17 protein-coding genes are annotated in these 21,279 nt (G+C 69.4%); 10 read left to right on the plus strand and 7 right to left on the minus strand.

The genetic code is table 11. The features are described 5' to 3' along the window. Positions 1-8: 8 nt before the first annotated feature. Genes TCCBUS3UF1_RS07255 through TCCBUS3UF1_RS07265 form a run of 3 tightly spaced genes read left to right on the plus strand, consistent with a single transcriptional unit; the run spans position 9 to position 3,423 of the window. A complete protein-coding gene (locus TCCBUS3UF1_RS07255) occupies positions 9-1,925 on the plus strand; it encodes a hypothetical protein (protein ID WP_014515867.1) in 1,917 nt (638 codons plus the stop codon). After that, entirely contained in the window at positions 1,922-2,773 is an 852-nt protein-coding gene (locus TCCBUS3UF1_RS07260; protein ID WP_014515868.1) for a dihydrodipicolinate synthase family protein, read from the plus strand. The genes TCCBUS3UF1_RS07255 and TCCBUS3UF1_RS07260 overlap by 4 nt, the downstream gene beginning before the upstream one ends. Next, positions 2,761-3,423 carry a hypothetical protein gene (locus TCCBUS3UF1_RS07265; RefSeq protein WP_014515869.1) on the plus strand — a complete coding sequence of 221 codons (663 nt, stop codon included), beginning with the start codon at positions 2,761-2,763 and terminating at the stop codon, positions 3,421-3,423. Before TCCBUS3UF1_RS07260 ends, TCCBUS3UF1_RS07265 begins: the two co-directional genes overlap by 13 nt. Here TCCBUS3UF1_RS07265 and cdd read toward each other — a convergent pair. Continuing rightward, complete coding sequence (gene cdd / locus TCCBUS3UF1_RS07270; RefSeq protein WP_014515870.1) at positions 3,420-3,788, minus strand: cytidine deaminase; 369 nt, start codon at positions 3,786-3,788, stop codon at positions 3,420-3,422. The two genes, TCCBUS3UF1_RS07265 and cdd, sit on opposite strands and share 4 nt — an antisense overlap. Continuing rightward, the gene (locus TCCBUS3UF1_RS07275; RefSeq protein WP_014515871.1) at positions 3,775-5,100 is read right to left on the minus strand and encodes a hemolysin family protein; all 1,326 of its coding nucleotides are present in this window, start codon (positions 5,098-5,100) and stop codon (positions 3,775-3,777) included. Before TCCBUS3UF1_RS07275 ends, cdd begins: the two co-directional genes overlap by 14 nt. Before the next feature lie 82 nt (positions 5,101-5,182). On the opposite strand from TCCBUS3UF1_RS07275, the gene TCCBUS3UF1_RS07280 reads away from it, so the two are divergent. The 7 genes from TCCBUS3UF1_RS07280 to acnA all read left to right on the plus strand — a co-directional run bounded on the left by TCCBUS3UF1_RS07280 (position 5,183) and on the right by acnA (position 16,061). Beyond that, on the plus strand, positions 5,183-5,617 hold the full coding sequence (locus TCCBUS3UF1_RS07280) for a MarR family winged helix-turn-helix transcriptional regulator (protein ID WP_014515872.1): 435 nt from the start codon (positions 5,183-5,185) through the stop codon (positions 5,615-5,617). Next, complete coding sequence (locus TCCBUS3UF1_RS07285) at positions 5,610-6,878, plus strand: TolC family protein (protein ID WP_014515873.1); 1,269 nt, start codon at positions 5,610-5,612, stop codon at positions 6,876-6,878. Before TCCBUS3UF1_RS07280 ends, TCCBUS3UF1_RS07285 begins: the two co-directional genes overlap by 8 nt. Then, complete coding sequence (locus TCCBUS3UF1_RS07290) at positions 6,875-7,840, plus strand: TolC family protein (protein WP_014515874.1); 966 nt, start codon at positions 6,875-6,877, stop codon at positions 7,838-7,840. Before TCCBUS3UF1_RS07285 ends, TCCBUS3UF1_RS07290 begins: the two co-directional genes overlap by 4 nt. A 3-nt stretch (positions 7,841-7,843) precedes the next feature. Then, complete coding sequence (locus tag TCCBUS3UF1_RS07295; protein ID WP_014515875.1) at positions 7,844-9,025, plus strand: efflux RND transporter periplasmic adaptor subunit; 1,182 nt, start codon at positions 7,844-7,846, stop codon at positions 9,023-9,025. Continuing rightward, positions 9,022-12,321 (plus strand): efflux RND transporter permease subunit, encoded by a 3,300-nt coding sequence (locus TCCBUS3UF1_RS07300; RefSeq protein WP_014515876.1) that lies wholly within the window; start codon positions 9,022-9,024, stop codon positions 12,319-12,321. The genes TCCBUS3UF1_RS07295 and TCCBUS3UF1_RS07300 overlap by 4 nt, the downstream gene beginning before the upstream one ends. A gap of 3 nt (positions 12,322-12,324) precedes the next feature. Next, positions 12,325-13,077, plus strand: coding sequence for an alpha/beta hydrolase (locus TCCBUS3UF1_RS07305; protein WP_014515877.1), 753 nt, complete (start codon positions 12,325-12,327; stop codon positions 13,075-13,077). Between the two features lie 278 nt (positions 13,078-13,355). Beyond that, positions 13,356-16,061, plus strand: coding sequence for an aconitate hydratase AcnA (acnA, locus tag TCCBUS3UF1_RS07310; protein WP_041433819.1), 2,706 nt, complete (start codon positions 13,356-13,358; stop codon positions 16,059-16,061). A gap of 51 nt (positions 16,062-16,112) precedes the next feature. Here the strand turns inward: acnA and atpD are convergent, their stop codons facing one another. From atpD to TCCBUS3UF1_RS07335, 5 genes are read right to left on the minus strand one after another with little or no spacing between them, the layout of a single operon-like run. Then, positions 16,113-16,781: a V-type ATP synthase subunit D gene (gene atpD / locus TCCBUS3UF1_RS07315; protein ID WP_014515879.1), complete on the minus strand. Its 669-nt coding sequence runs from the start codon at positions 16,779-16,781 to the stop codon at positions 16,113-16,115. Positions 16,782-16,790: 9 nt separating this feature from the next. Next, positions 16,791-18,227 (minus strand): V-type ATP synthase subunit B, encoded by a 1,437-nt coding sequence (locus TCCBUS3UF1_RS07320; RefSeq protein WP_014515880.1) that lies wholly within the window; start codon positions 18,225-18,227, stop codon positions 16,791-16,793. 12 nt (positions 18,228-18,239) lie between these two features. Beyond that, on the minus strand, positions 18,240-19,976 hold the full coding sequence (locus TCCBUS3UF1_RS07325) for a V-type ATP synthase subunit A (protein WP_014515881.1): 1,737 nt from the start codon (positions 19,974-19,976) through the stop codon (positions 18,240-18,242). Between the two features lie 12 nt (positions 19,977-19,988). After that, entirely contained in the window at positions 19,989-20,303 is a 315-nt protein-coding gene (locus tag TCCBUS3UF1_RS07330) for a V-type ATP synthase subunit F (protein ID WP_196793737.1), read from the minus strand. Positions 20,304-20,305: 2 nt separating this feature from the next. Beyond that, positions 20,306-21,277, minus strand: coding sequence for a V-type ATPase subunit (locus TCCBUS3UF1_RS07335; protein ID WP_014515883.1), 972 nt, complete (start codon positions 21,275-21,277; stop codon positions 20,306-20,308). Positions 21,278-21,279: the final 2 nt, after the last annotated feature.

Raw genomic sequence — 21,279 nt, forward strand, 5'->3', positions numbered from 1 at the left:
ATAACGCCATGCGCGCGCTTTTGGCCGCCTTGGCCCTCCTCTCCGCCGCCTGGGCCCAGACCCTGGTGGTGCCCCCGGAGGTGCCGGCGGGCTCCCCCCTTACCCTCGAGGGCCAGAACCTCCCCCAAGGCCGCTTTCCCCTGGTGGTGGAGGGCCCCACGGGCCGCACCTCCTTGGAGGTGGAACCCCAAGGGGGAGGTTTCCGCCAGACCTTCGTCCCCCAAGCCCCAGGGGAGTACCGGGTGCGCCTCTCCCTGCCCTCGGGGCCCCTGGAAGCCCGCTTCGCCGCCCTGCCCCCCGTCCAGCCCGAGCTCACCCCCGAGGGCCTGCGCCTGCCCTGGGGGGTCCTTCCCCTGCCCGGGGGCTCCTGGCTGGGCCCCTTGGTGCAGGGGGAAAGGGTCTTCGTGGCCCAGGGGCTTTTGGTGGTGGAGGTGAGCCTCCGGAGCCAGGAGGTGGCCTACCACTTCGCCCCGGCCCGGGTGGTGGCCCTGCGCCCGGGGCCGGAGGCGGTGCTCCTGGGGGAGCGGGTGCTGCCCATCCCCTTCCCTCCCCTGCCCTTTGAGGGCACCGAGGCCGACCTAAGGGCCCTGGCCCCCCTCCTTCAGGCCCTAAACCCCCCCAAGCCCTGGCCCTACTTCGCCTACTGGACCCAAGACCCCAAGGAGCTCAGCCCCGAGGACCTCGCGGCCTACGGCCAGGACCTGAAGGCCCGGCAGCACCGCCCGGAGCTCTTCTTCGGCCAGCCCGGGGTGCGGCGCATGGCGGAGGCCTCGAGGGCCCTGCGGCAACAGGACCCCGCCAAGGCCCGCCTCCTGGCCCAGACCCTCCTGGAGCACACCCCCCTTTTCCCGGACTCCCTGGCCTTCTTCCAAGAAACCGCGGCCTTCCTGGAGGCCCAGGGCCAGCCCGCAGAGGCCCTGCGCTTCCGCGAGGCGGAGAAGGTGCTCCGCACCTGGCTTCCCCCTAACCTGAGCGCCCTCCCGACCACCCTAGGGGTCCTGGCCCTGGCCTACCTCCTCCTCCTGGCCTACCTCTTCCTCTTCTACCTCCCCGCCCAGCTCCGGGACCTTAGGGCCCTGGGCGGGTACCTGGGGGGCTTTCTGCGCCACCCCCTTCTGCGCCTAAGGCACCTGCACCTGGCCTACGCCAGCCTAGGGGAGCGCTTCCTGGCCCTTTTGCTCCTCTTGGCCCTCCTCAGCCTCCTCTTTTTGGCCGGGTTCCACCAACGGGTACGGCAAAGCCTTCTGGCCCCACCCCTGGACCAGGGCACCCTGCGCAGCGAGGCGGCCTTGGAGTGGCTGCGCCAACTCCCCCCCCTTCCCGAAAGCAAGGGCCTTTTGGGCTACGCCCTCCTGCCGCAAAACCCCAAGGAGGCCCAGGCCCTCCTGAAGGCCTCCCAAGCCCCCTTCGCCCTGGCCCTGCGGGGCGAGGAGGAGGCCCTGGCCCAGGCCTACCTGAGGGCCCCCCTGGCCGGGCCCATCCGCACCGCCTTGGGGCTGGGCGAGGACCCCTGGGGGGAACGGGAGGCTGGGCCCAGCCTGCGGGACCTCTACCTGGCCCTGTTGCGGGTGGAGCTGGCCCGCTTCCAGGAAGACCCCTGGAAGGCCTTCCTCAGCCTGCCCCTGCCCCTTCCGCAAGGGCTTAGGCCCTGGGCCTTTGCCGGCCTCCTTCTCCTCCTCCTTCTCCACCTACTGGCCTTCTTCCTCCCCCGGCGCAAGGGGGCGGTGCCCCCCTCCTGGGCCCTGGCGGTGCGGCTTTTCGTCCCAGGAAGCCTCGGCTTTTCCGCAGGGGTGGGCCTCCTCCTCCTCCTCCTGGCGGCCTATGGCCTCACCGGCCTCCTCCGGGGCCAAGGGCCCTGGCCCCTCCTCCTGGCCTACGGCCTCCACCTCTTGGCGGTAGTCTGGAGCCTAAGGAGGTCCCCGTGATCCTGCCCCCCATCCCCACCCCCTTTGACCGGCAAGGAAGGCTGGATCCTGCGGCCTTCCGGGAACTGGCCCAGGCCCTGGAGCCCCTGGTGGACGGGCTCCTCATCTACGGCTCCAACGGGGAAGGGGTCCACCTGTCCCCCGAGGAAAGGGCCCAGGGCCTCAGGGCCCTCTCGCCCAAGAAGCCCTTCTTGGTGGGCCTTATGGAGGAAACCCTGCCCCAGGCGGAACGGGCCCTCCTCGAGGCCCAGGAGGCCGGGGCCATGGCCCTCCTGGCCACCCCACCCCGGTACTACCACGGAAGCCTGGGGGAAGGCCTTCTCGCCTACTACCGGGCCCTGGCCGAGCGGATGCCCCTTTTCCTCTACCACGTGCCCCAGAACACCCGGGTGGACCTGCCCCTCCCCGCGGTGGAGGCCCTGGCGGCCCACCCCCAGATCCAGGGGATCAAGGACTCCAGCGGGGACCTGGGCCGCCTGGCCTTCTACCAGGCCCGCCTAAAGGGGTTTAGGGTCTTCACCGGCCACGCCCCCACCTTCCTGGGGGCCTTGGCCCTGGGAGCGGAGGGGGGCATCCTGGCCGCGGCCAACCTGGCCCCCCGGGCCTACCGGAGCCTTCTGGAGCACTTCCGGGCCGGGAGGATGGAAGAGGCACAAGCCCTGCAAAAGCGGCTTTTCCCCCTTGGAGACCTCCTCTCCAAGGGCGGGGTGCCCCTCCTCAAGCAGGCCCTGCGGCACCTGGGCCTGCCCGCGGGCTACCCCAGGCCCCCCTACCCCGGGGAAAGCCCCCTTTGGGGGGCCTTCCGGCCCCTGCTGGAGGAGCTCAAGGAGGAAGGATGGCTCTTGTGAGGCTCTTGTCCCTCTTCCTGCTGGGGTTGGCCGCCTGTGCCCCCCGGGTCCTGCCCCCTGAGGCCCGCCTCCAAGGGGCCGAGCTTCAGGGGCTTGCAACCCAGCCCTCCCCGGCCCTCCTCCTGGGCCTGCGGGTGGCCTTCCAGAACCCCAACCCCTTCCCCTTGCCCCTGGCCACCCTCGGCACCCGGCTCCGGGTGGGGGAGGTCACCGTGCCCCTAGAGCTCACCCTCCCCCCAGGGAGCACGGAGGCGGTTCTCCCCGTGCGCCTCACCCCCCAGGGAGCCCTGGCCACGGCCCAGGCCCTCCTCTCCCGGGAGGGGGTGGAGGTGGCCCTGGAGGGCCGCACCCTGGGCCAGGACCTCACCTTCTTCCGCACCCGCCTGGCCTTTCCCCTGGAGCCCCCAAGGGTGCGCCGGGCAGGGGTGAACCTCTTCCTGGAAAATCCCAACCCCTACCCCCTCCGGGCCGAAGGCCGGCTGGTCCTCCTGGGACAGACCCTGGCCGTGCGCCTGGAGCTTCCCGCCCGCGGGGAAGGCCGGCTTCAGGTGGTGGGCTTCCGCCCCGGGCTGGAAGGGGGCGGGGGCCGGCTGGAACTGGACCTCGAGGTGCCCGGCTTCTTCCGGCAGCGCCTGGTCCTTCCCCTCTAAAGCCGGAAGGCCAGGGGCAGAAGCTCGGAAAGCCGCCATACCACGTACCCCTCGGGGCCGTGGAGGAAGACCTCGGTTTCCGGGTGGCCGAACTCGGCCAGGACCTGGCGGCACCCCCCGCAAGGGGGGATGGGGCCCTTGGGGCTGTACACGTGCACCCGGTCCAAGCGCCTTTTCCCCGCCAGGACCATGGCCGCCACCGCGTTGCGCTCGGCACACTGGGCAAGGGGAAAGGCGGCGTTTTCCACGTTAACCCCCAGGAAGGCCTCCCCTTCTGCCTCCACCAAGGCCACCACGGGGAAACCCGAGTAGGGGGCGTAGGCCCGCTCCACGTGGGCCTGCAGGATCTCCCTAACCTTCTCCATGTTCCACCAACCGCTCCACGCGGACCCGCTCGATGCGGCGCTGGCTTGCGCTTTCCACCAGGAAGCGGAAGCCCTGCCACTCCACGCTCTCCCCCACCCCGGGGATGCGGCCAAACCGCTCGTAGAGGAAGCCGGAAAGGGTATCGTACTCCCCATCGGGCAGCTCCACCCCCAAGGCCTCGGAAACCTCGTCCACGGGGGTTTGCGCCTGGATGGAGAAGGAGCCGTCGGGCAGGCGGCGTATGGGGGCATCCTCGGGCTCGTCGGTCTCGTCGTAGATCTCCCCCACGATCTCCTCCATGACGTCCTCCAGGGTCACCAGGCCGGCCGTGCCCCCGAACTCGTCCACCACGATGGCCATGTGCACCTTGCGCCGGCGCAGCTCGCGCAGGAGGGTCCAGGCGTCCATGTTCTCGGGCACGAAGTAGGGGGGATGGGCGATGGAGGCCACGGTGCGCCCCTTGAGGTCCTCCTCGCAGTGGTAGTCCAATAGGTCCTTGGCGTAGGCCACCCCCACGATGTGGTCCACGCTCTCCCGGTAGACGGGCACCCGGCTATAGCGGTGCTCGCGGAAGAGGTGGAGGAACTCCTCCAGGGTGGCCTCGGCCTCGAGGGCCACCATCTCCACCCGGGGGGTCATGATCTCCCGCACCGGGGTTTCCTCCAGCTCCAGGATGGAGTGGATCATCTCCTCCTCCTGGGCCTCAATGGTCCCCGACTCCTCGGCCCCGGCCAGGATCAGCTTGAGCTCGTGCTCCGACACCAAGGGGGTATCCCGGGGCTCCAGGCCGAAGGCCCGGAGGAGCAGGCCGGAAACCAGGCTGAAGAAACGGCCCACGGGGTAGAGGAGGACGGAAAGGAGGTAGATGGGCCAGGCCGCCACCCGGGCCAGGGCCTCGGCGTGGTGCACGGCCAGGGACTTGGGGGTGATCTCCCCGAAGAAGAGGACCAGGAAGGTCATGAGCCCCGTGGCCAGCCCCACCCCCACCGAGCCGAAGGCGCGGGTGGCGAGGTCCGTCACCAGGGCGGTGGCGGCGATGTTGACCAGGTTGTTGCCCACCAGGATGGTGGTGAGGAAGCGGGTGATGTCCTTGGCCAGGAGGCGGAAAGGCCCCCCCTGGAGCTCGGAAAGCTCCCGCACCTTCCAGGGGTAAAGGGTGGTGAAGGCGGTTTCGCTGGCGGAGAAGAAGGCGGAAAGCCCCAGGAGCAGGACCAAAAGAAAAAGGTCCCCAGGGGCTGGGGCTTGGGCTTGGGCCAGGGCTAGGGAACCGAAGGGCAAGAGGAAGAGCCACCGACTGGGAGGTCTGTCCATATCACCTTCCGCCATTCTACACCATGGGGGAGTGTGGGCCGGCCTCCCCTTTTCCTTTGACGGGTCTGTATAGTTGAACCGTATGAATGGTCCCCCCGCCCCCCTGGTGGAAGAGCTTTCCCGGCTGGGCTACGCCCTGATGCGCCTCCTTTTGTCCCAGGCCAAGGAGGTCTTCGCCCGGGAGGGCCTATCCCTCCAGCAGGCGGAGGTGCTGAGGCTGGTCAAGGAGGGGGTTCTCCTCCCCTCCCGCCTGGCGGAGCACCTGGAGGTCCTGCCCTCCCAGGTCTCCCACCTCCTGGCCTCCCTGGAGGAGGCGGGCCTCCTGGAGCGGAGCCCGGACCTCGAGGACCGCCGGCGGGTCCACCTGCGCCTCACCCCCAAGGGGGAGGCGGTACAGGCCCGGATGCAGGCGGCCTGGCTCCAGGTCTTCGGCCAGCAACTCTCCCGGCTGAACCCCGAGGAGGTCCTCCTCTTCCGCGACCTCCTCAGGAAGCTCACGGAGGTGGGGCGTGGCTAGGCTTTGGGCCCTCGCTTTCCTCTTCCTCCCTGCCCTAGGGCAAAGCGCCCTAAGCCCGGTGCGGGACCATCCACTGGCCCGCCAGGCCCAAGCCCTCCTCCAGGCCGCGGAAAGCGCCCTCCAAGCCCAGGCCTCCCCCCTGGCCCTAAGCCTCCAGGGGAACTACGCCCGCCTGGGCTATGAGTGCACCCCCCAGGCCCTCTGCTCCAGCCTCCCCGCCACGGGGGGAAGCCTGACCCTGGCCCTGGTCCTCACCCCCTTCCCCTTGGGGGATACCGCCGACGGGGTGGAGCGGGCCCGCCTGGCCCTGAGGCGGGCCGAGCTGGGCTACCGCAAGGCCCTCACCGCCCTGCAGGCCCAGGCGGTGGCCGCCTGGGGGCGGTACCGGCAGGCCCTCCTGGCCCAGGCCCTGGCGGAAAAGGGGGTGGAGCTGGCAGAAAAGGCCCTGGAGGCGGCGCAAAGGCGCCAGGCCAACCCCAAGGAGCTGCGGGAGGCAGCGCTTTCCCTCAAGGAGGCGCAGGCCCGCCTGGAGGAGGCCCGGCGGGGCCTGGCCCTGGCCCGCAAGGGGGCGGAGGGCCTGGTGGACCCGGAAAGCCCCCTGCCCGAGATCCCCCCGCCCAAGGGGACCACCCCCTTGGCCGTGGAAGAGGCCCGGCTGGCCCTGGCCGAGGCCCAGATCGCCCGCCAGGCGGCTTGGCGCGCCCTCTGGCCCCAGCTACAGGCCAGCTACCTCCTTTACCCAAGCGGCAACGATACCCTAAGCCTAAGCCTCTCCAGCCGCACCCTGCAGCCCACCCTGGCCTACACCCGGCAAGACCCCGCCCGCCAGGCCACCCAGGTTCCCGGGGTGGGGAGCTACCGCACCGCCGAGGAGCTCAGGGTTTCCCTTTCCCTCACCCTCTCCCCGGGGCTTTTCGCCGCCCTGGAAGGGGCCGAGGCCCAGGTGCGCGGGGCGGCGGAGGCCCTGAGGGCGGCGGAGGCCCAGGCCCAGGTGCAAGGGGAAAGCCTCAGGTTAGCCCTCGAGGGCGCCCAGGCCAGCCTGGCCCTGGCGCAAGCCCGCCTCCAGTCGCAGGAGAAATCCCTGGAAGAGGCCAAGAGGCGGCTAGAGCTGGGGCTGGAAAGCCCCCTAGGCCTCCTCCAGGCCGAGCTCAGCCTCCTCCAAGCCCGGCTGGCCCTGGCGCAAGCGGAGAACGATCTCAGGAACCGGATCATGGAACTCTACCAGTTTTACGGCGAACTCTTACCGGAGGTATCCCCATGAACAAGGCCCTCATCGCCCTCCTTCTCCTGGCCCCAGCCCTGGCCCAACCCCTACCGGAGGCCCTCAAGAAGGCCCCGGGGGTGGGGGCGGTGGTCACCGCCCGGCTGGAATACGAAAGGGAACAGAAAAACCTGGCCCGCACCCTGCAAGACCCCTTGCGCACCCTCCTCGTGGAGCTCCAGGCCCGCCAGGCGGCGGCCCTGGCCGAGGCCCGGCTGAAGCGGGCCCTGGCCCAGGCGGAAAGCGAGATCGCCTCCGCCTACGCCCAGGCCCGGGAGGCGGCCCTGCAGCTGGCCCTGGCAGAGAAGGCCCAGGAGGTGGCCGAGCTGGGGCTGAGGGCTGCGGAGATCCGGGTGCGGGGAGGCGGGGCCACCCCCTTGGACCTCCTGGAGGCGCAAAACCGCCTGCTGGAGGCAAAGAAGAACCTGGAAGCGGCCAAGCGGGGCCAGGAAAGCGCCCTGGCGGCCTTGGCCAACCTGGTGGGTCCCTGGAAGCCGGAGCCCATCGGGGAGCTTCCCCCCTTGCCGGGAAGGGAAGTCCTGGAAACCCTCCTCAGGGAAAACGCCGACCTGTTGCAGCTCCGGCAGTCCCTAGAACTCCTCCGCTTCCAGCGGGGTCTCCTGGAGGAAAGCTTCACCCCCAAAAAGGACCTCGAGGCCCTGGAGGACCAGGCCAAGAGCCTGGAGGAGAACCTGAAGAACCTGGAGCGCTCCCTGCGGGTGGGCCTCGAGGCCCGCTGGAACCAGCTTTCCCCCCTGCTCCAGGGGGTGCGGGCGGCAGAGGAGGCCCTACGGGCGGCCAAGGAGCGGTACGGGGCGGAGGAAAAGCGCTTCCAGGCTGGCCTTTCCAGCCGCCTTACCCTCCTGCAGCAGGAGCTGGCCCTGAAGCAGGCCGAGCTCTCCTGGGAGCAGGCCAAGCACGCCTACCTGAAGGCCTACTACGGCCTCCTGGCCACGAGGTGAGGGATGAGGCGGCTTTGGTTGCTTTTCCCCCTCCTCCTCTTCGCCTGCGCCCCCCAAAAGGCCGAAACCCCGGCCCCTGAGGCCCAGGCCCCCCTGGCGGTCCAGGTGCGCACCCTCACCCCCAACCGGGGGACGCTGGAACGGGAGGTGCGGGCCTCGGCCACCCTGCAGGCGGAGCGGGACAGCCTAGTGGCTGCCGGGGCCTCCGGCCGGGTCCTGCGCACCCTCCCCCCGGGAAGCCGGGTGGGAAGGGGGGAAGGGGTGGTCTTCCTGGACCCCGCTCCCTTCCAAGAAGCCCTGGAGGCGGCCCGCCTCAACCTGCGCCAGGCCGAGGCCAACCTGGAGCGGGCGCAAAACCAGACCCAAGGAAGCCGGGCGGCCCTCCTGGCCCAGCTCCAAGGGGCGGAGGCTCAGCTGCAAAGGGCCAAGCGGCAGTACGAGGAAGGCAAGGCCCTCCTGGAGGCCGGGGCCCTGGCCCCCCTAGACCTCAAGGCCCTGGAGGCCCAGCTCCGCCAGGCGGAAAGCGCCTACCAAAACGCCAAGGAGGCCCTGGCCCGGCTGGAGCGGGCGGAGGACCTGCGCCTCTTGGCCCTCCAGGTGGAGGCGGCCCGGCTCCAGGTGCGCCAGGCGGAGCGGAACCTGAGGGAAAGCGTGGTGCGGGCCCCCTTTGCCGGGGAGGTGGTGGAGGTCTACGCCAAGGAAGGGGAGTTCCTAGGCACCGGCAGCCGCGCCTTCCGCCTGGCCACCACGGAGAACCTTCTGGCCAAGCTCTACCTGCCCCCGGAAAAGGCCCACGCCCTCACCCCGGAAACCCCCTTCACCCTACGGCAAAACGGCCAGGAAGCCCGGGCCCGCCTCCTGCGCAAGACCGACCTCCCCGGCCAGACCCGGCTGGTGGAGGTGGTCCTAAAGCCCGAAACCCCCCTCCTGCCCGGCCCCGCCGAGGCCCGCTACCGGGAGAAGGTAGCGGAAGGCCTCCTCCTACCCGCGGGGGCGGTGCGTTCCCAGGAGGGGCAGGCCGTGGTCTACCTGGCCGAAGGGGGGCGGGCCAAGGGGGTGGCGGTGCGCCTGGTGGCCCAGGAAGGGGGCAAGGCGGCGGTGGAAGGCCTCCCCGAAGGGGCCAAGGTGATCTTCCCCGTGCCGGAAGGCCTTAGGGACGGGGACCCCGTGGAGGTGCTCCCGTGAGGGAAAACCCCTTGGTGGCCTTCTTCGTAGAGCGCTTCGTCTTCGCCACCGCCATCTTCGTGGGCCTGGTGCTGGTGGGCCTCCTCCTGGGCCTGGGGCTTGGGGTGGAGCTCCTTCCCCGCTTCAGCGTCCCGGTGGTGGCGGTGTCCACCAGCTACCCCGGGGCAGGGCCCGAGGAGGTGGCGGAACAGGTTTCCAAGCCCCTGGAGGACGCCCTCTCCACCCTAAGCGGGGTGGACACCCTAGGTTCCAGCTCCACCGAGGGCTTCAGCCTGGTCTTTGTCCAGTTCCAGCAGGGGGTGGACGTGGACCGGGCGGCGGTGGAGGCCAGCCAGAAGGTGGCCGCGGCCCGGGCCCAACTGCCCAAGGACGCCTCCCCCCCGGTGGTGCAGAAGTTTGACCCCGCGGCCAGCCCCATCCTCTACCTGGCCCTCGAGGCCCCAGGGGAGGACCTCTCCAAGGTGCTGCGCTACGCCGAGCGCACCCTGAAGCCCAGGCTCCAGCTGGTGCCCGGGGTGGCGGACATCCGCCTGACCGGGGCCCCCAGGCGGGCCATCCGGGTCTACCTGGACCCCGACCGCCTCCAGGCCCTGGGCGTGGCCCCGGGGCAGGTGGTCCAGGCCCTTTCCGCCTCGGCCCTGAACCTGCCCCTGGGGAACCTCACGGAGGCGGAGCGCCGCCTGGTCTACACCCTGCGCGCCACCCCGGCCACGGCGGAGGAGGTGGCCGACCTCCTCCTGGACCCCTCCCGGGGCCTGCGGGTGCGGGACGTGGCCCGGGTGGAGGAAGGGGCCGAGGCCCCCACCACCCTGAACCGGGTCAATGGCCGCCCCGCCGTCCTCCTGGCCGTGGTCAAGACCCCGGACGCCAACGCCGTGGCCGTGGCCGACGGGGTCAAGCAAGCCCTGGCCCAGATCCAGCTCCCCCAGGGCTACCGGGCCGAGGTGGCCCTGGACTCCACCCGCTTCATCCGCGCCGCGGTGGAGGACACGGTGCGGGAGGCTTTTCTCGCCGCCCTGGCCGTTTCCTTGGTGGTCCTGGTCTTTCTGGGCAAGCTCAACTCCGTCTTCTCCGTCATCCTGGCCATCCCCATCACCCTTTCCGGGGCCATCCTCCTCTTTGGAGTCCTGGGCTTCACCTACAACCTCATCAGCCTCCTGGCCCTCACCGTGGCGGTGGGCATCGTGGTGGACGACTCCATCGTGGTGGCGGAGAACATTGACCGCTACCGCCGCCTGGGCTTCGGCCTGAAGGAGGCCGTGCTCCGGGGGGCCTCGGAGGTGAGCGTGGCGGTGGCGGCCGCCACCCTGAGCCTCCTGGCCGTCTTCCTGCCCATCAGCTTCCTCCCGGGGATCATCGGCCAGATCTTCCAGCAGTTTGGCCTGGGCATGGCCGCGGCCATCGCCGTGAGCTGGCTGGAGGCCCTCCTCTTCCTCACCGTACGCCTGGCCTACTTCCCCGACCCCGAGCCCCCAAGCCTTAGGGTTGCCCTCCAGGCCCTCCGCCTCCTGCCCCAGGACCTGGCCTGGGCCTACCGCAAGGGGTTCTACCGCCCCACGGGCCTCCTCCTGGGGGGCGTGGCCGCCTTCCTCCTCTACCGGCAGGGCCTTTCCTACCTCCTTCTCCTCCCCCTCTACCCCCTGGCCCTGGGTCTGGGGCGGTACCTGGGCCGCTTCCTCCTGGACCTGGCCGGGGCCCTCACCCGGGGGCTCCACGGGGCCGCGGAGGCGGGGATGGAGCGCCTCACCCAGGCCTACGCCCGAAGCCTGCGGCGGGTCCTGGGGCGGCCCGCCTGGGTGCTCGGGGTGGCGGGGCTGGCCTTCCTCTCCATCTTCCCCCTTCTTCCCCGGATCCCTTTCAACTTCACCCCCCGCTCCGACACCGGGGTCCTGACCGCCACCCTCCTCCTGCCCAAGGACACCCCCCTGGCCGTCTCCGACCGTGCAGCTAGGGTCCTGGAGGCTTACTTCCTGGCCCACCCCGCGGTGAGCCGGGTGGTGACCACGGTGGGGGCCAGCGCCACCGGGGGGGCCCAGGTGGGGGACCCTTCCCGGGTCCAGCTCCAGATCGTCCTCAAGCCCAAGGGGGAACGGGAGGACATCTTCGCCCTCACCGAGGCCTTCAACCGGGAAGGGAAGGCCTTGTTGCGGGACTTCCCTGGGGCCGACCTCCGGGTTTTGGCCCAGACGGGCCCCGAGGCCGGGGACGCGGACCTGCAGTTCTTCCTCACCAGCCCCGACCGGGCCCTATTGGAGAAGCGGGCGGAGGAGATCACCGCCCTCATCGCCCAGAAGCCCTACGTGCTCAACGTGAAGAGCACCCTCGAGGCCACCCAGCGGGAAAGGGTCTTCGTCCCCGACCCGGCGCGGCTTTCCGGCACCGGCCTCACCCCCGCCGACCTGGCCCAGGCCCTAAGGCTTTACCTCTCCGGCACCCAGGCGGCCACCGCCCGCCGGAGCGGGGAGGAGTTCCCCATCGTGGTCCAGGCCGACCCCTTGCGCCTAGGGGGCGAGGCTGACCTCCTCTCCCTCCCCGTCTACGCCCCGGCCCTGCAGGCCTTCCTGCCCCTTTCCAGCCTGGGCCGTTTCGTGGAGCGGCCCGGCCCCACCCTCATCTCCCGGCGCAACCAGGCCTACGCCGCCGGCATCAACCTCAACCTCAAGCCCGACGCCCCGGGCAGCTTCCAGATCCAGCAGGAGCTGGAGGCGGAGCTTAGGGAAAAGGGCCTCCTAGGGGATGGGGTGGAGCTGATCGCCACCGGCCTCGGCTCCTTCACGGGGGAGCTGGCCCGCTTGGCCCCCCTGGCCTTCGCCCTGGCCCTGGTCCTCAACTACCTGGTGATCGCCAGCCAGTTCAACGCCTGGCGCTACCCCCTTTACCTCCTCCTGCCCGTCCCCCTCTCCCTGGTGGGGGCCTTCTGGCTCACCTACCTCCTGGGAACGGGGCTGGACGTGATCAGCGTCCTAGGGGTGGTGATGCTCATCGGCCTGGTCACCAAGAACGCCATCCTCCTCCTGGACTTCGCCGTGAAGCGGATGGGGGAGATGCCCCTTAGAGAGGCCCTGGTGGAGGCGGCCCGGCTCCGCCTCCGCCCCATCCTCATGACCACCCTCACCGTGCTCATCATCAGCCTCCCCCTCCTCCTGGGCACCGGGGAGGGGGCCGAGTACCGCCGGCCCCTGGGGGTGATCATCCTGGGGGGCCTCCTCTCCTCCACCCTCCTCACCCTCTTCGTGGTCCCCGCGGCCTTCTTCGCCTTTGAGGGCCGTAAGGTTAAGGAGCCCGTCCTGAGGTAGACCATGGATGCCCGCAAACTCCTCCTCCTCTTCCTGGTGGCCGCCACCCTCCTGGCCGGGGGGGTGGTGGGGGTGGCCTTCTACTTCCTCCGGCCCCTGAGGGCCGAGCCCCTGGCCCAAGAAGCCCTAAGGAGGCCCGGCCTCCAGGTGCGGGAAGCCCCTTACGGGCTGGAGCTCTCCCCCAAGGCCCCCAAGGCCCTCCTGGCCTTCTACCCTGGGGCCCGGGTGGAGCCCTTGGCCTACGCCCCCGTCCTGGCCCCCGTGGCCGAGGCCGGCTACCTGGTGGTCCTCCTGCGGGTCCCCTCGGGCATCGCCCTCTTGGGCAAGGAGCGGGCCCTCGAGGCCAAGGCCGCCCACCCCGCCCTCCCCCTGGTGGTGGGCGGGCACAGCCTGGGTGGGGTGGCGGCCGCTGAGCTGGCTGCCCGGGAGAAGCTCCCCTTGATCCTCTTCGCCAGCTACCCGGAAGGGGACCTTTCGGGAGAAAGCCTGCCCACCTTGGCCCTTTACGGGGCCGAAGACGGCCTCCTGCCCCTGGCCGAGGCCCGGGAAAAGGCCAAGAGGCTCCCCGCCCAGGCCCGGGTGGTCTTTCTAGAAGGCCTGAACCACGCGGGCTTTGGGGCCTATGGCCCCCAGAAGGGGGACCGCCCCGCCCAAAGGCCCCGGGAGGCCCTCTGGCAAGAGATCGCCCAGGAGGTCCTCCTCTTCCTGGAAAGCCTGGGCTGGGACACCCCTCCCCCACCCCAGGCGGTACGCTAGCGCGCCCACGCACGCCTCCTGCGGGCCACGGGGGAAAACCTGGGGGAGGGCCTCGAGGGGCCATCCCCCTCCTGGCGGAAAAGGCCCAAGGAAGCCCTGCTGGAAACCCTGAAGATCGCCCGCCAGGCCCAGGCCAAAGCGGTTTTAGGCCACGCCACACCCCTGCTGGAAGTGTTATAGTGGGAAAGGCCGGGGCGGGCGCCCCCCCTCGGAACACTTCCCCCCAAAACCCGAAACCCATCGCCCTTTGCCCCCTGGGGGAAGGGAAAGGAGTCCGCATGAAGGATAGCTTCCAAACCCTCAAGACCCTAAAGACCGCAAGCGGCACCTACGGCTACATGGACCTCCAGGAGCTGGAGCGGAAGGGGATAGCGGAGGTTAGCCGCCTTCCCTTCTCCATCCGCGTCATGCTGGAAAGCCTCCTGCGCCACGAGGACGGCTACCAGGTTACCCGGGAGGACATAGAGGCCCTGGCCCGCTGGCAGCCGGAGCCGGGGGAGATCAACGTGCCCCTAAAGCTGGCGCGGGTCATCCTCCAGGACTTCACCGGGGTGCCGGCGGTGGTGGACCTGGCGGCCATGCGGGAAGCCATCGCCAAGCGGGGCGGGGACCCCAAGCGCATCAACCCCGTGGTGCCCGCCGACCTGGTCATCGACCACTCGGTGCAGGTGGACGCCTTCGGCACCGCCTACGCCTTCTTCTACAACGTGGAAAAGGAGTACGAGCGCAACCGGGAGCGCTACCTTCTCCTCAAGTGGGGGCAGGAGGCCTTGGAGAACTTCCGCGTGGTCCCCCCGGGGACGGGCATCGTCCACCAGGTCAACCTGGAGTACCTGGCCAAGGTGGTGATGACGGAAAAGCGGGACGGCCTCCTCCTGGCCTTCCCCGACAGCCTGGTGGGAACGGACAGCCACACCACCATGGTGAACGGCCTGGGCGTCCTGGGCTGGGGAGTAGGGGGCATCGAGGCCGAGGCGGTGATGCTGGGCCAGCCCTACTACATGCTGGCCCCCAAGGTGGTGGGCTTCAAGCTCTACGGGGAGCTTCCCGAAGGGGCCACGGCCACGGACCTGGTCCTCACCATCACCGAGATCCTGCGCAAGCATGGGGTGGTGGGCAAGTTCGTGGAGTTTTACGGCCCCGGCGTGGCCAAGCTCTCCCTGGCCGACCGGGCCACCATCGCCAACATGGCCCCCGAGTACGGGGCCACCATGGGCTTCTTCCCCGTGGACGAGGAAACCCTCAACTACCTCCGCCTCACCGGCCGGCCCGAGGAGCTTCTGGAGCTGGTGGAGGCCTACACCAAGGCGGTGGGCCTCTTCCGCACCCCCGAGGCTGAGGCCAAGGTGAAGTACTCCGAGCACCTGGAGCTGGACCTGTCCACGGTGGAGCCCTCCCTGGCCGGGCCCAAGCGGCCCCAGGACCGGGTGAGCCTGAAGGAGGTCAAGCGGAGCTTCCTGGCCCACCTCACCAAGCCGGTGAAGGAGCGGGGCTTTGGCCTGAGCGAGGACCAGCTGGGGAAGAAGGTGCTGGTGAAGCGCCAGGACGAGGAGTTTGAGCTCACCCACGGCTCGGTGGTCATCGCCGCCATCACCTCCTGCACCAACACCTCCAACCCCACGGTGATGCTGGGGGCGGGGCTTTTGGCCAAGAAGGCGGTGGAGGCGGGGCTGGACACCAAGCCCTGGGTGAAGAGCTCCCTGGCCCCCGGCTCCAAAGTGGTCACGGACTACCTCGAGGCCTCCGGCCTCCTCCCCTTCCTGGAGGCCCTCCGCTTCCACGTGGTGGGCTACGGGTGCACCACCTGCATCGGCAACTCCGGCCCCTTGCCCGAGGACATCGCCAAGGCGGTGGAGGAGGGGGACCTGGTGGTGGCCGCCGTCCTCTCGGGCAACCGCAACTTTGAGGGCCGGATCAACCCCCACGTGAAGGCCAACTACCTGGCCAGCCCCATGCTGGTGGTGGCCTACGCCCTGGCCGGGCGCATGGACATTGACTTCACCACGGAGCCCTTGGGCTATGACCCCAACGGCAAGCCCGTCTACCTCAAGGACATCTGGCCCTCCATGGAGGAGATCCAGGAGGCCATCCGGAAGACCCTGGACCCCGAGCTCTTCAAGAAGGAGTACGCCAAGGTCTTTGAGGGGGACGAGCGCTGGCAGGCCCTCCCGGCCCCCACGGGGGAGCTTTTCGGCTGGGATCCCGAGAGCACCTACATCCAGAACCCCCCCTTCTTTGAGGAGCTGGGCAAGACCCAGACCGGGGACATCCGGGGAGCCAGGGCGCTTTTGGTCCTGGGGGACTCGGTGACCACCGACCACATCTCCCCCGCCGGGGCCATCCCGGTGAAAAGCCCTGCCGGCCAGTATCTCATCAGCAAAGGGGTCAAGCCCGAGGACTTCAACTCCTACGGCTCCCGCCGGGGCAACCACGAGGTGATGATGCGGGGCACCTTTGCCAACATCCGCATCAAGAACCTCATGCTGGACGGGATTGAGGGGGGCTACGCCAAGAAGCTCCCCGAGGGGGAGGTGGACTTCGTCTACCACGTGGCCATGCGCTACAAGGCCGAGGGTACCCCCCTCTTGGTGATCGCCGGGAAGGAGTACGGCACCGGGAGCAGCCGCGACTGGGCCGCCAAGGGCACCTTCCTCCTGGGCATCAAGGCGGTCCTGGCGGAAAGCTTTGAGCGCATCCACCGCTCCAACCTGGTGGGCATGGGGGTCCTGCCCCTGGAGTTCCTGCCCGGGCAGAACCGGGAAACCCTGGGCCTCACCGGTTACGAGGTTTACGACATCCTGGGCCTCGAGGACCTCAAGCCGCGGAAGCAGGTGGAGGTGGTGGCCCGCAAGGAGGACGGAAGCGAGGTCCGCTTCCAGGCCATCGCCCGCCTGGATACCCCGGTGGAGGTGGACTACTACAAGAACGGGGGCATCCTGCAGACCGTTCTCCTGGAGATGTTGAAGGCGGAGAAGCCCGAGTAAACGGCATCCGCCCCCCCGAACCCCTAGGGGTTCGGGGGGGCGGCCTTGGGCTTACAGCCCAGCCCCGATCTCCAGCTGGGGGTTGGGGCGGCCCCCTTCCTCGGCCTCCCGGGCCTCGATCTTGCCCTTGATGCGCTTCAGGCGGAAGGTATCCTCCCGCTCCCGCTGCTCCAGCACCTGCTGGATGAAGCGGATCTGGCCGCGGATCCCGGGAATGACCACCTGCTCCAGGGCGTTGACCCGGCGGGTGGTCTTCTTGATCTCCTCCCCGAGCTTCTTCAGCCGGGTCTCGGTGTTGGCCACCCGGACCAGGGCCTCGGCGTAGCGGCGGAAGGCGCGGGCCGCCTCCAGGGTGTAGGCGGGCGTGCCCACGGGGGAAAGGAGGGCCCCGTCCGAGAAAGCGGCCCGCAGACGGGGCACTTTGCTCCCCCAGACGTTCTCCACCTCCGCCTCCACCCCCTCCAGGGACGGCACCCCCAGGGCGGCGGCGGCCACGCTCTCCGGGCCGTCAAAGGCCTGGGCCAGGAGAAGGGCCCCGTAGGCTTCCTGGGCCGCCTGGTTCAGGGCCTTGCGGGCCTCGAGGGCCTCCCGCACCAGGCCGAAGAACTCGGCCACCAGGGCGTCCCGCTTCTTCTTCAGGAGGTCCACCCCCTTCTGCGCCAGGCGCAACTGGCCGCGCCGTTGCAGAAGGTTCATGCGGGTGGGGCTGACCTGGCTCATGCGCCCTCCTTAGTCCAGCGCCTGGGGTGCGCCCCAGATCTCCTCCAGCTTCTGCCCGTAGTACTTGCCGATGTGGTCCTTGGAAATCCGTTTCAGCTCGCCCTGAGGGAGCATGGAAAGCAGGGCCCAGGCGATCTGCAAGCTCTCTTCAATGGAACGGTTCTGCTGCCCCTGGTTGATGAAGTGCCGCTCAAAGGCGTCGGCGAACTGCAGGTAGCGGCGGTCGTTCTCCGTGAGGGCGTCCTCGCCGATGATGGCCACCAGCTTGCGGATGTCCACCCCGTTGGCGTAGGCGGAGTAGAGCTGGTCGGAAACCTGCTTGTGGTCCTCCCGGGTCTTGCCCTTGCCCACGCCGTTGTTCATCAAGCGGGAAAGGGAGGGCAGGGGGTCAATGGGGGGGTAGATGCCCTTGCGGTGGAGCTCCCGGGAAAGCTGGATCTGCCCCTCGGTGATGTACCCGGTGAGGTCAGGGATGGGGTGGGTGCGGTCGTCGTCGGGCATGGAGAGGATGGGGATCTGGGTGACGGAACCCTTCTTCCCCACCACCACCCCGGCCCGCTCGTAGATGGTGGCCAGGTCGGTGTACATGTACCCGGGGTAGCCGCGGCGGCCCGGGATCTCCTCACGGCTGGCCCCGATCTCCCGCAGGGCCTCGCAGTAGTTGGTCATGTCCGTGAGGATCACCAGCACGTGGTAGTCGTGCTCAAAGGCCAGGTACTCGGCCACGGTGAGGGCCATCCGGGGCGTGAGGATGCGCTCAATGGTGGGGTCGTCCGCCTTGTTGAGGAAGAGAACGGAGCGGCTTAGGGCCCCGGTGCGCTCAAACTCCTGGATGAAGTAGGAGAGCTCCCGCTGGGTGATGCCCATGGCGGCGAAGACCACGGCGAAGGGCTCTTCCTCCTCCCCTTCCCCGGAGAGGTCGGGGCGGACCGTGGCCTGCCGGGCGATCTGGGCGGCGATCTCGTTGGCCGGGAGGCCCGAGCCGGAGAAGATGGGGAGCTTCTGCCCCCGCACCAGGGTGTTCATCACGTCAATGGTGGAGATCCCGGTCTGGATGAACTGCTCCGGCTTCTTCCGGGCCACGGGGTTCAGGGGCAGGCCCACGATGGGCAGCCGCTTCTCCGGGGTGATGGGGGGCAGGCCGTCAATCGGCTTGCCGATGCCGTTAAAGCGGCGGCCCAGCATCTCCTTGGAAACCCCCAGCCGGGCCACATCCTCCACCAGGCTGACGCTGGTGGTGGCCAGGTCCAGGCCCGTGGTCTCCTCAAAGACCTGGATGACCGCGTACTCCTCGGAAACCTCAATCACCTGGCCGCCCCGCACCCGGCCGGAGCCGTCCTTGATGTCCACGATGGCCCCGTAGGCCAGGTCCTTGGCGTTCTCCACGAAGAGGAGCGGCCCGGAGATGTAGGTGATGCCGGTATATTCCTTCTTCAGAAGGTCCATCGTTCCTCCCCTTTACGCCAGGGCTTTGAAGGCCCCATCCATCTCCCGCATGGCCTCTTCCAGGTAACGGGGGAAGTCCTCCTCGCCCACGTAGCGGGCGCGGCCGATGCGCTCAATGACCGGAAGGGCCAGGATCTCGTCAATGGACACCCCCCGCCGGATGGCGGCCTCGGCCTCCTTGTAGAGGGTGAGGATCATCTTCATGATCCCGTAGGCCTTGGCCATGGAGCAGTAGGCGTCCACCTCGTGGTAGGCGTTCTGCTGCAGGAAGTCCTCGCGGATGATGCGCCCCACCTCAATGACCAGGCGCTCGGCGTCCTGAAGGGCGTCGGGACCCACCAGCTGGACGATCTCCTGCAGGCCGGCCTCCCGCTGCAGGAGCTCGGAGATGGCGTCCCGCAGCTCGGGGTAATCGGGAGCCACGTGTTCCCGGTACCAGGGGTCCAGGGCCCCGGTGAAGAGGGAGTAGGAACCATTCCAGTTGATAGCCGGGAAGTGGCGGCGGAAGGCCAGGGAGGCATCCAGCCGCCAGAAGGCCCCCACGATGCGCAGGGTGGACTGGGTCACGGGCTCGGACATGTCCCCACCCGGCGGGGAGACGGCGCCCACGATGGTCACCGCCCCCTCCTCCCCCCCTAGGGTGATGACCTTACCGGAGCGCTCGTAGAAGGCGGCCAGGCGGGCGGCCAGGTAGGGAGGGTAGCCCTCTTCCGCAGGCATCTCCTCCAAGCGGCTGGAGATCTCCCGCAGGGCCTCGGCCCAGCGGCTGGTGGAGTCGGCCATGAGGGCCACGGAGAAGCCTTGGTCGCGGAAGTACTCGGCGATGGTCACCCCCACGTAGATGCTGGCCTCGCGGGCGGCCACGGGCATGTTGGAGGTGTTGGCGATGAGCACCGTGCGGTGCATGAGGGGGCCGCCGGTCTTGGGGTCGGTGAGCTCGGGGAACTCCACCAAGACATCGGTCATCTCGTTGCCCCGCTCCCCGCAGCCCACGTAGACCACCACGTCGGCGTTGGACCACTTGGCCAGGGACTGCTGGGTCACGGTCTTGCCGCTCCCGAAGGGACCGGGAATGGCGGCGGTGCCGCCCATGGCCACGGGGAAGAGCACGTCCAGGATGCGCATCCCCGTGAGGAAGGGGGTGTTGGGGTCCAGCTTGCGCTGCACCGGACGGGCCCGGCGCACCGGCCAGGTGTGGTACATCTTGAGCTCGGTGCCGTCCTCCAGGATCACCACCGGCTCCTCCACCGTGTACTCCCCGGCGGGCTTGACCTCCTTCACCCGGCCCCGCACGTCCGGGGGCACCAGGATCTTGTGGGTGAAGGCGAACTCGGGCACGGTGCCGAGGACCATACCCCCCCGCACCTCATCCCCCGGCTTCACCCTGGGGGTCCAGGCCCACTTCTTCTCCCGGTCTAGGGCGTGGACCACCACGCCGCGGGTGATGTAGATCCCGGTCTTCTCCTGGATGCGCTCCAGGGGACGCTGGATGCCATCGTAGATCCCGTTGAGCATCCCCGGACCCAGCTCCACCGCCAAGGGCAGCCCCGTGGAAACCACGGGCTCCCCCACCTTGAGCCCGGAGGTGTCCTCGTAGACCTGGACGAAGGCGGTGTCCCCGTCCAGGCGGATGATCTCCCCCACCAGGCCCTCGTGGCCTACCTTGCAGATGTCGTACATGCGGGCCCCGGTCATGCCTTTGGCGATCACCGCCGGGCCCGCGATCTTCTCAATCACGCCCTGGATCATCTTCCCTCCATCCTACAGCTTGATGTCAAAGCCGATGGTGCGGCGCACCAACTCCCGCATGTAGCCTTCCACGTCGGGGTTTTGGAAGGCCTCCCTCAGGCCGGCGATGGGCAGCAGCACGGGGAGGTCCTTGCCCCGCATGAGCTTTTCCACCGCCTTCTCCGGTTCGGGCAGAAGCCCCCCATCCACGGCCACCAAGGCGTACCCCCCCGCCTGCACCAGGCGCTCCAGCACCGCCTTGGCCTCCTCTGGGGAGAGGGCGGCGTGGGCCTCGAGGCCCGCCAGCCCAAACCCCTGGGCCGCCTCCGGATCGGCGATCACCGCGATCTTCATGGGCAGACCACCTCCTCCTCCACCTGGGCCCGGGGAAGGCCGAAGTAGGCCCGCCGCGCCAGAAGCCTAAGGCGCATGGCCTCCCACTCCCGCTCTTTCACGTAGGCCAGGACCAAACCCGCCCCCAAGGGGTCGGCCGCCCCCTTCCGGGACTCCTTGAGGAGGGTGCAGCGGAGGCGCTTTTCCAGTTCCTTCAGGTCCCGCACCCCGGAAAGGCCGGCAAAGGGCGTGCCCGCAAGCTCGTCCAAGACCGCATAGTCCCCCTCCAGGAGCCTGGCGAAACGCACCCGGTCCACGAAACGCCCCCCGCGGATGAAGACCCCCTCCAGGGGCACCTCCTGTCCCTGAAGCTTGAAGGCGGTGCGCAGGTTCTCCGCGTCCACCTCGAGAGCCAGGTAGTCCCGCAGGGCAGGCTCCTCCAGGACCTTGGCCGCCTTGGCCACGCCCTCAAAAAAGCGCTTGGCCAAAAGGGCCTCCACCCGGGCCAGGTCCTGGGTTTCCCGCAGCACGCCCCTCAGGGCCCGGGCCAGGGGATGGCCGGGGACAGAGAGGACCTGGGCCACGCCCGCCGCATCCTGGGCCTCGTAGGCCTGCTGCCAGAGGCCCTCCTTGAGGGTGCCGGGCAGGAGGAGCACCTCGGCGAAGGGGCGGCCCGTGCCCTTGGCCCTGAGGATGGCCTGCAGGTTGGTGAGGTCGTTCCTTAGGAGCAGAAGCCGCACCGCCTCCCGGGCCTCCCCGCTTGCCAGCCGGGGCAGGTCCCCCACCAGCCTGGCCTGGGCGCGGCCAATGGCCTGGTCCACATCGGGTAGGGCCTGGCCCGAGAGCTCCTGTCCGTAGACGCTTTCGGAAAGGAGGCGCAGGAAATCGGGGAAGGAGAGGTCCATGGCCTCCTGGAAAAAGCTTTCCTTCAGGAGGGTACCCCTCCGGGCCCGCACCCGGGCGTTCAGGTAGCCGAAATCGTCCGCCATGG

This window comes from Thermus sp. CCB_US3_UF1 (genome assembly GCF_000236585.1).
Lineage (GTDB): Bacteria > Deinococcota > Deinococci > Deinococcales > Thermaceae > Thermus.

Bases quoted from the DNA above. Each gene is read 5' to 3' on its own strand.
- TCCBUS3UF1_RS07255 (WP_014515867.1), top strand. From the start codon at position 9: ATGCGCGCGCTTTTGGCCGCCTTGGCCCTCCTCTCCGCCGCCTGGGCC.
- TCCBUS3UF1_RS07265 (WP_014515869.1), top strand. From the start codon at position 2,761: ATGGCTCTTGTGAGGCTCTTGTCCCTCTTCCTGCTGGGGTTGGCCGCC.
- cdd (WP_014515870.1), bottom strand. From the start codon at position 3,788: ATGGAGAAGGTTAGGGAGATCCTGCAGGCCCACGTGGAGCGGGCCTAC.
- TCCBUS3UF1_RS07275 (WP_014515871.1), bottom strand. From the start codon at position 5,100: ATGGACAGACCTCCCAGTCGGTGGCTCTTCCTCTTGCCCTTCGGTTCC.
- TCCBUS3UF1_RS07280 (WP_014515872.1), top strand. From the start codon at position 5,183: ATGAATGGTCCCCCCGCCCCCCTGGTGGAAGAGCTTTCCCGGCTGGGC.
- TCCBUS3UF1_RS07290 (WP_014515874.1), top strand. From the start codon at position 6,875: ATGAACAAGGCCCTCATCGCCCTCCTTCTCCTGGCCCCAGCCCTGGCC.
- TCCBUS3UF1_RS07295 (WP_014515875.1), top strand. From the start codon at position 7,844: ATGAGGCGGCTTTGGTTGCTTTTCCCCCTCCTCCTCTTCGCCTGCGCC.
- TCCBUS3UF1_RS07305 (WP_014515877.1), top strand. From the start codon at position 12,325: ATGGATGCCCGCAAACTCCTCCTCCTCTTCCTGGTGGCCGCCACCCTC.
- acnA (WP_041433819.1), top strand. From the start codon at position 13,356: ATGAAGGATAGCTTCCAAACCCTCAAGACCCTAAAGACCGCAAGCGGC.
- atpD (WP_014515879.1), bottom strand. From the start codon at position 16,781: ATGAGCCAGGTCAGCCCCACCCGCATGAACCTTCTGCAACGGCGCGGC.
- TCCBUS3UF1_RS07320 (WP_014515880.1), bottom strand. From the start codon at position 18,227: ATGGACCTTCTGAAGAAGGAATATACCGGCATCACCTACATCTCCGGG.
- TCCBUS3UF1_RS07325 (WP_014515881.1), bottom strand. From the start codon at position 19,976: ATGATCCAGGGCGTGATTGAGAAGATCGCGGGCCCGGCGGTGATCGCC.
- TCCBUS3UF1_RS07335 (WP_014515883.1), bottom strand. From the start codon at position 21,277: ATGGCGGACGATTTCGGCTACCTGAACGCCCGGGTGCGGGCCCGGAGG.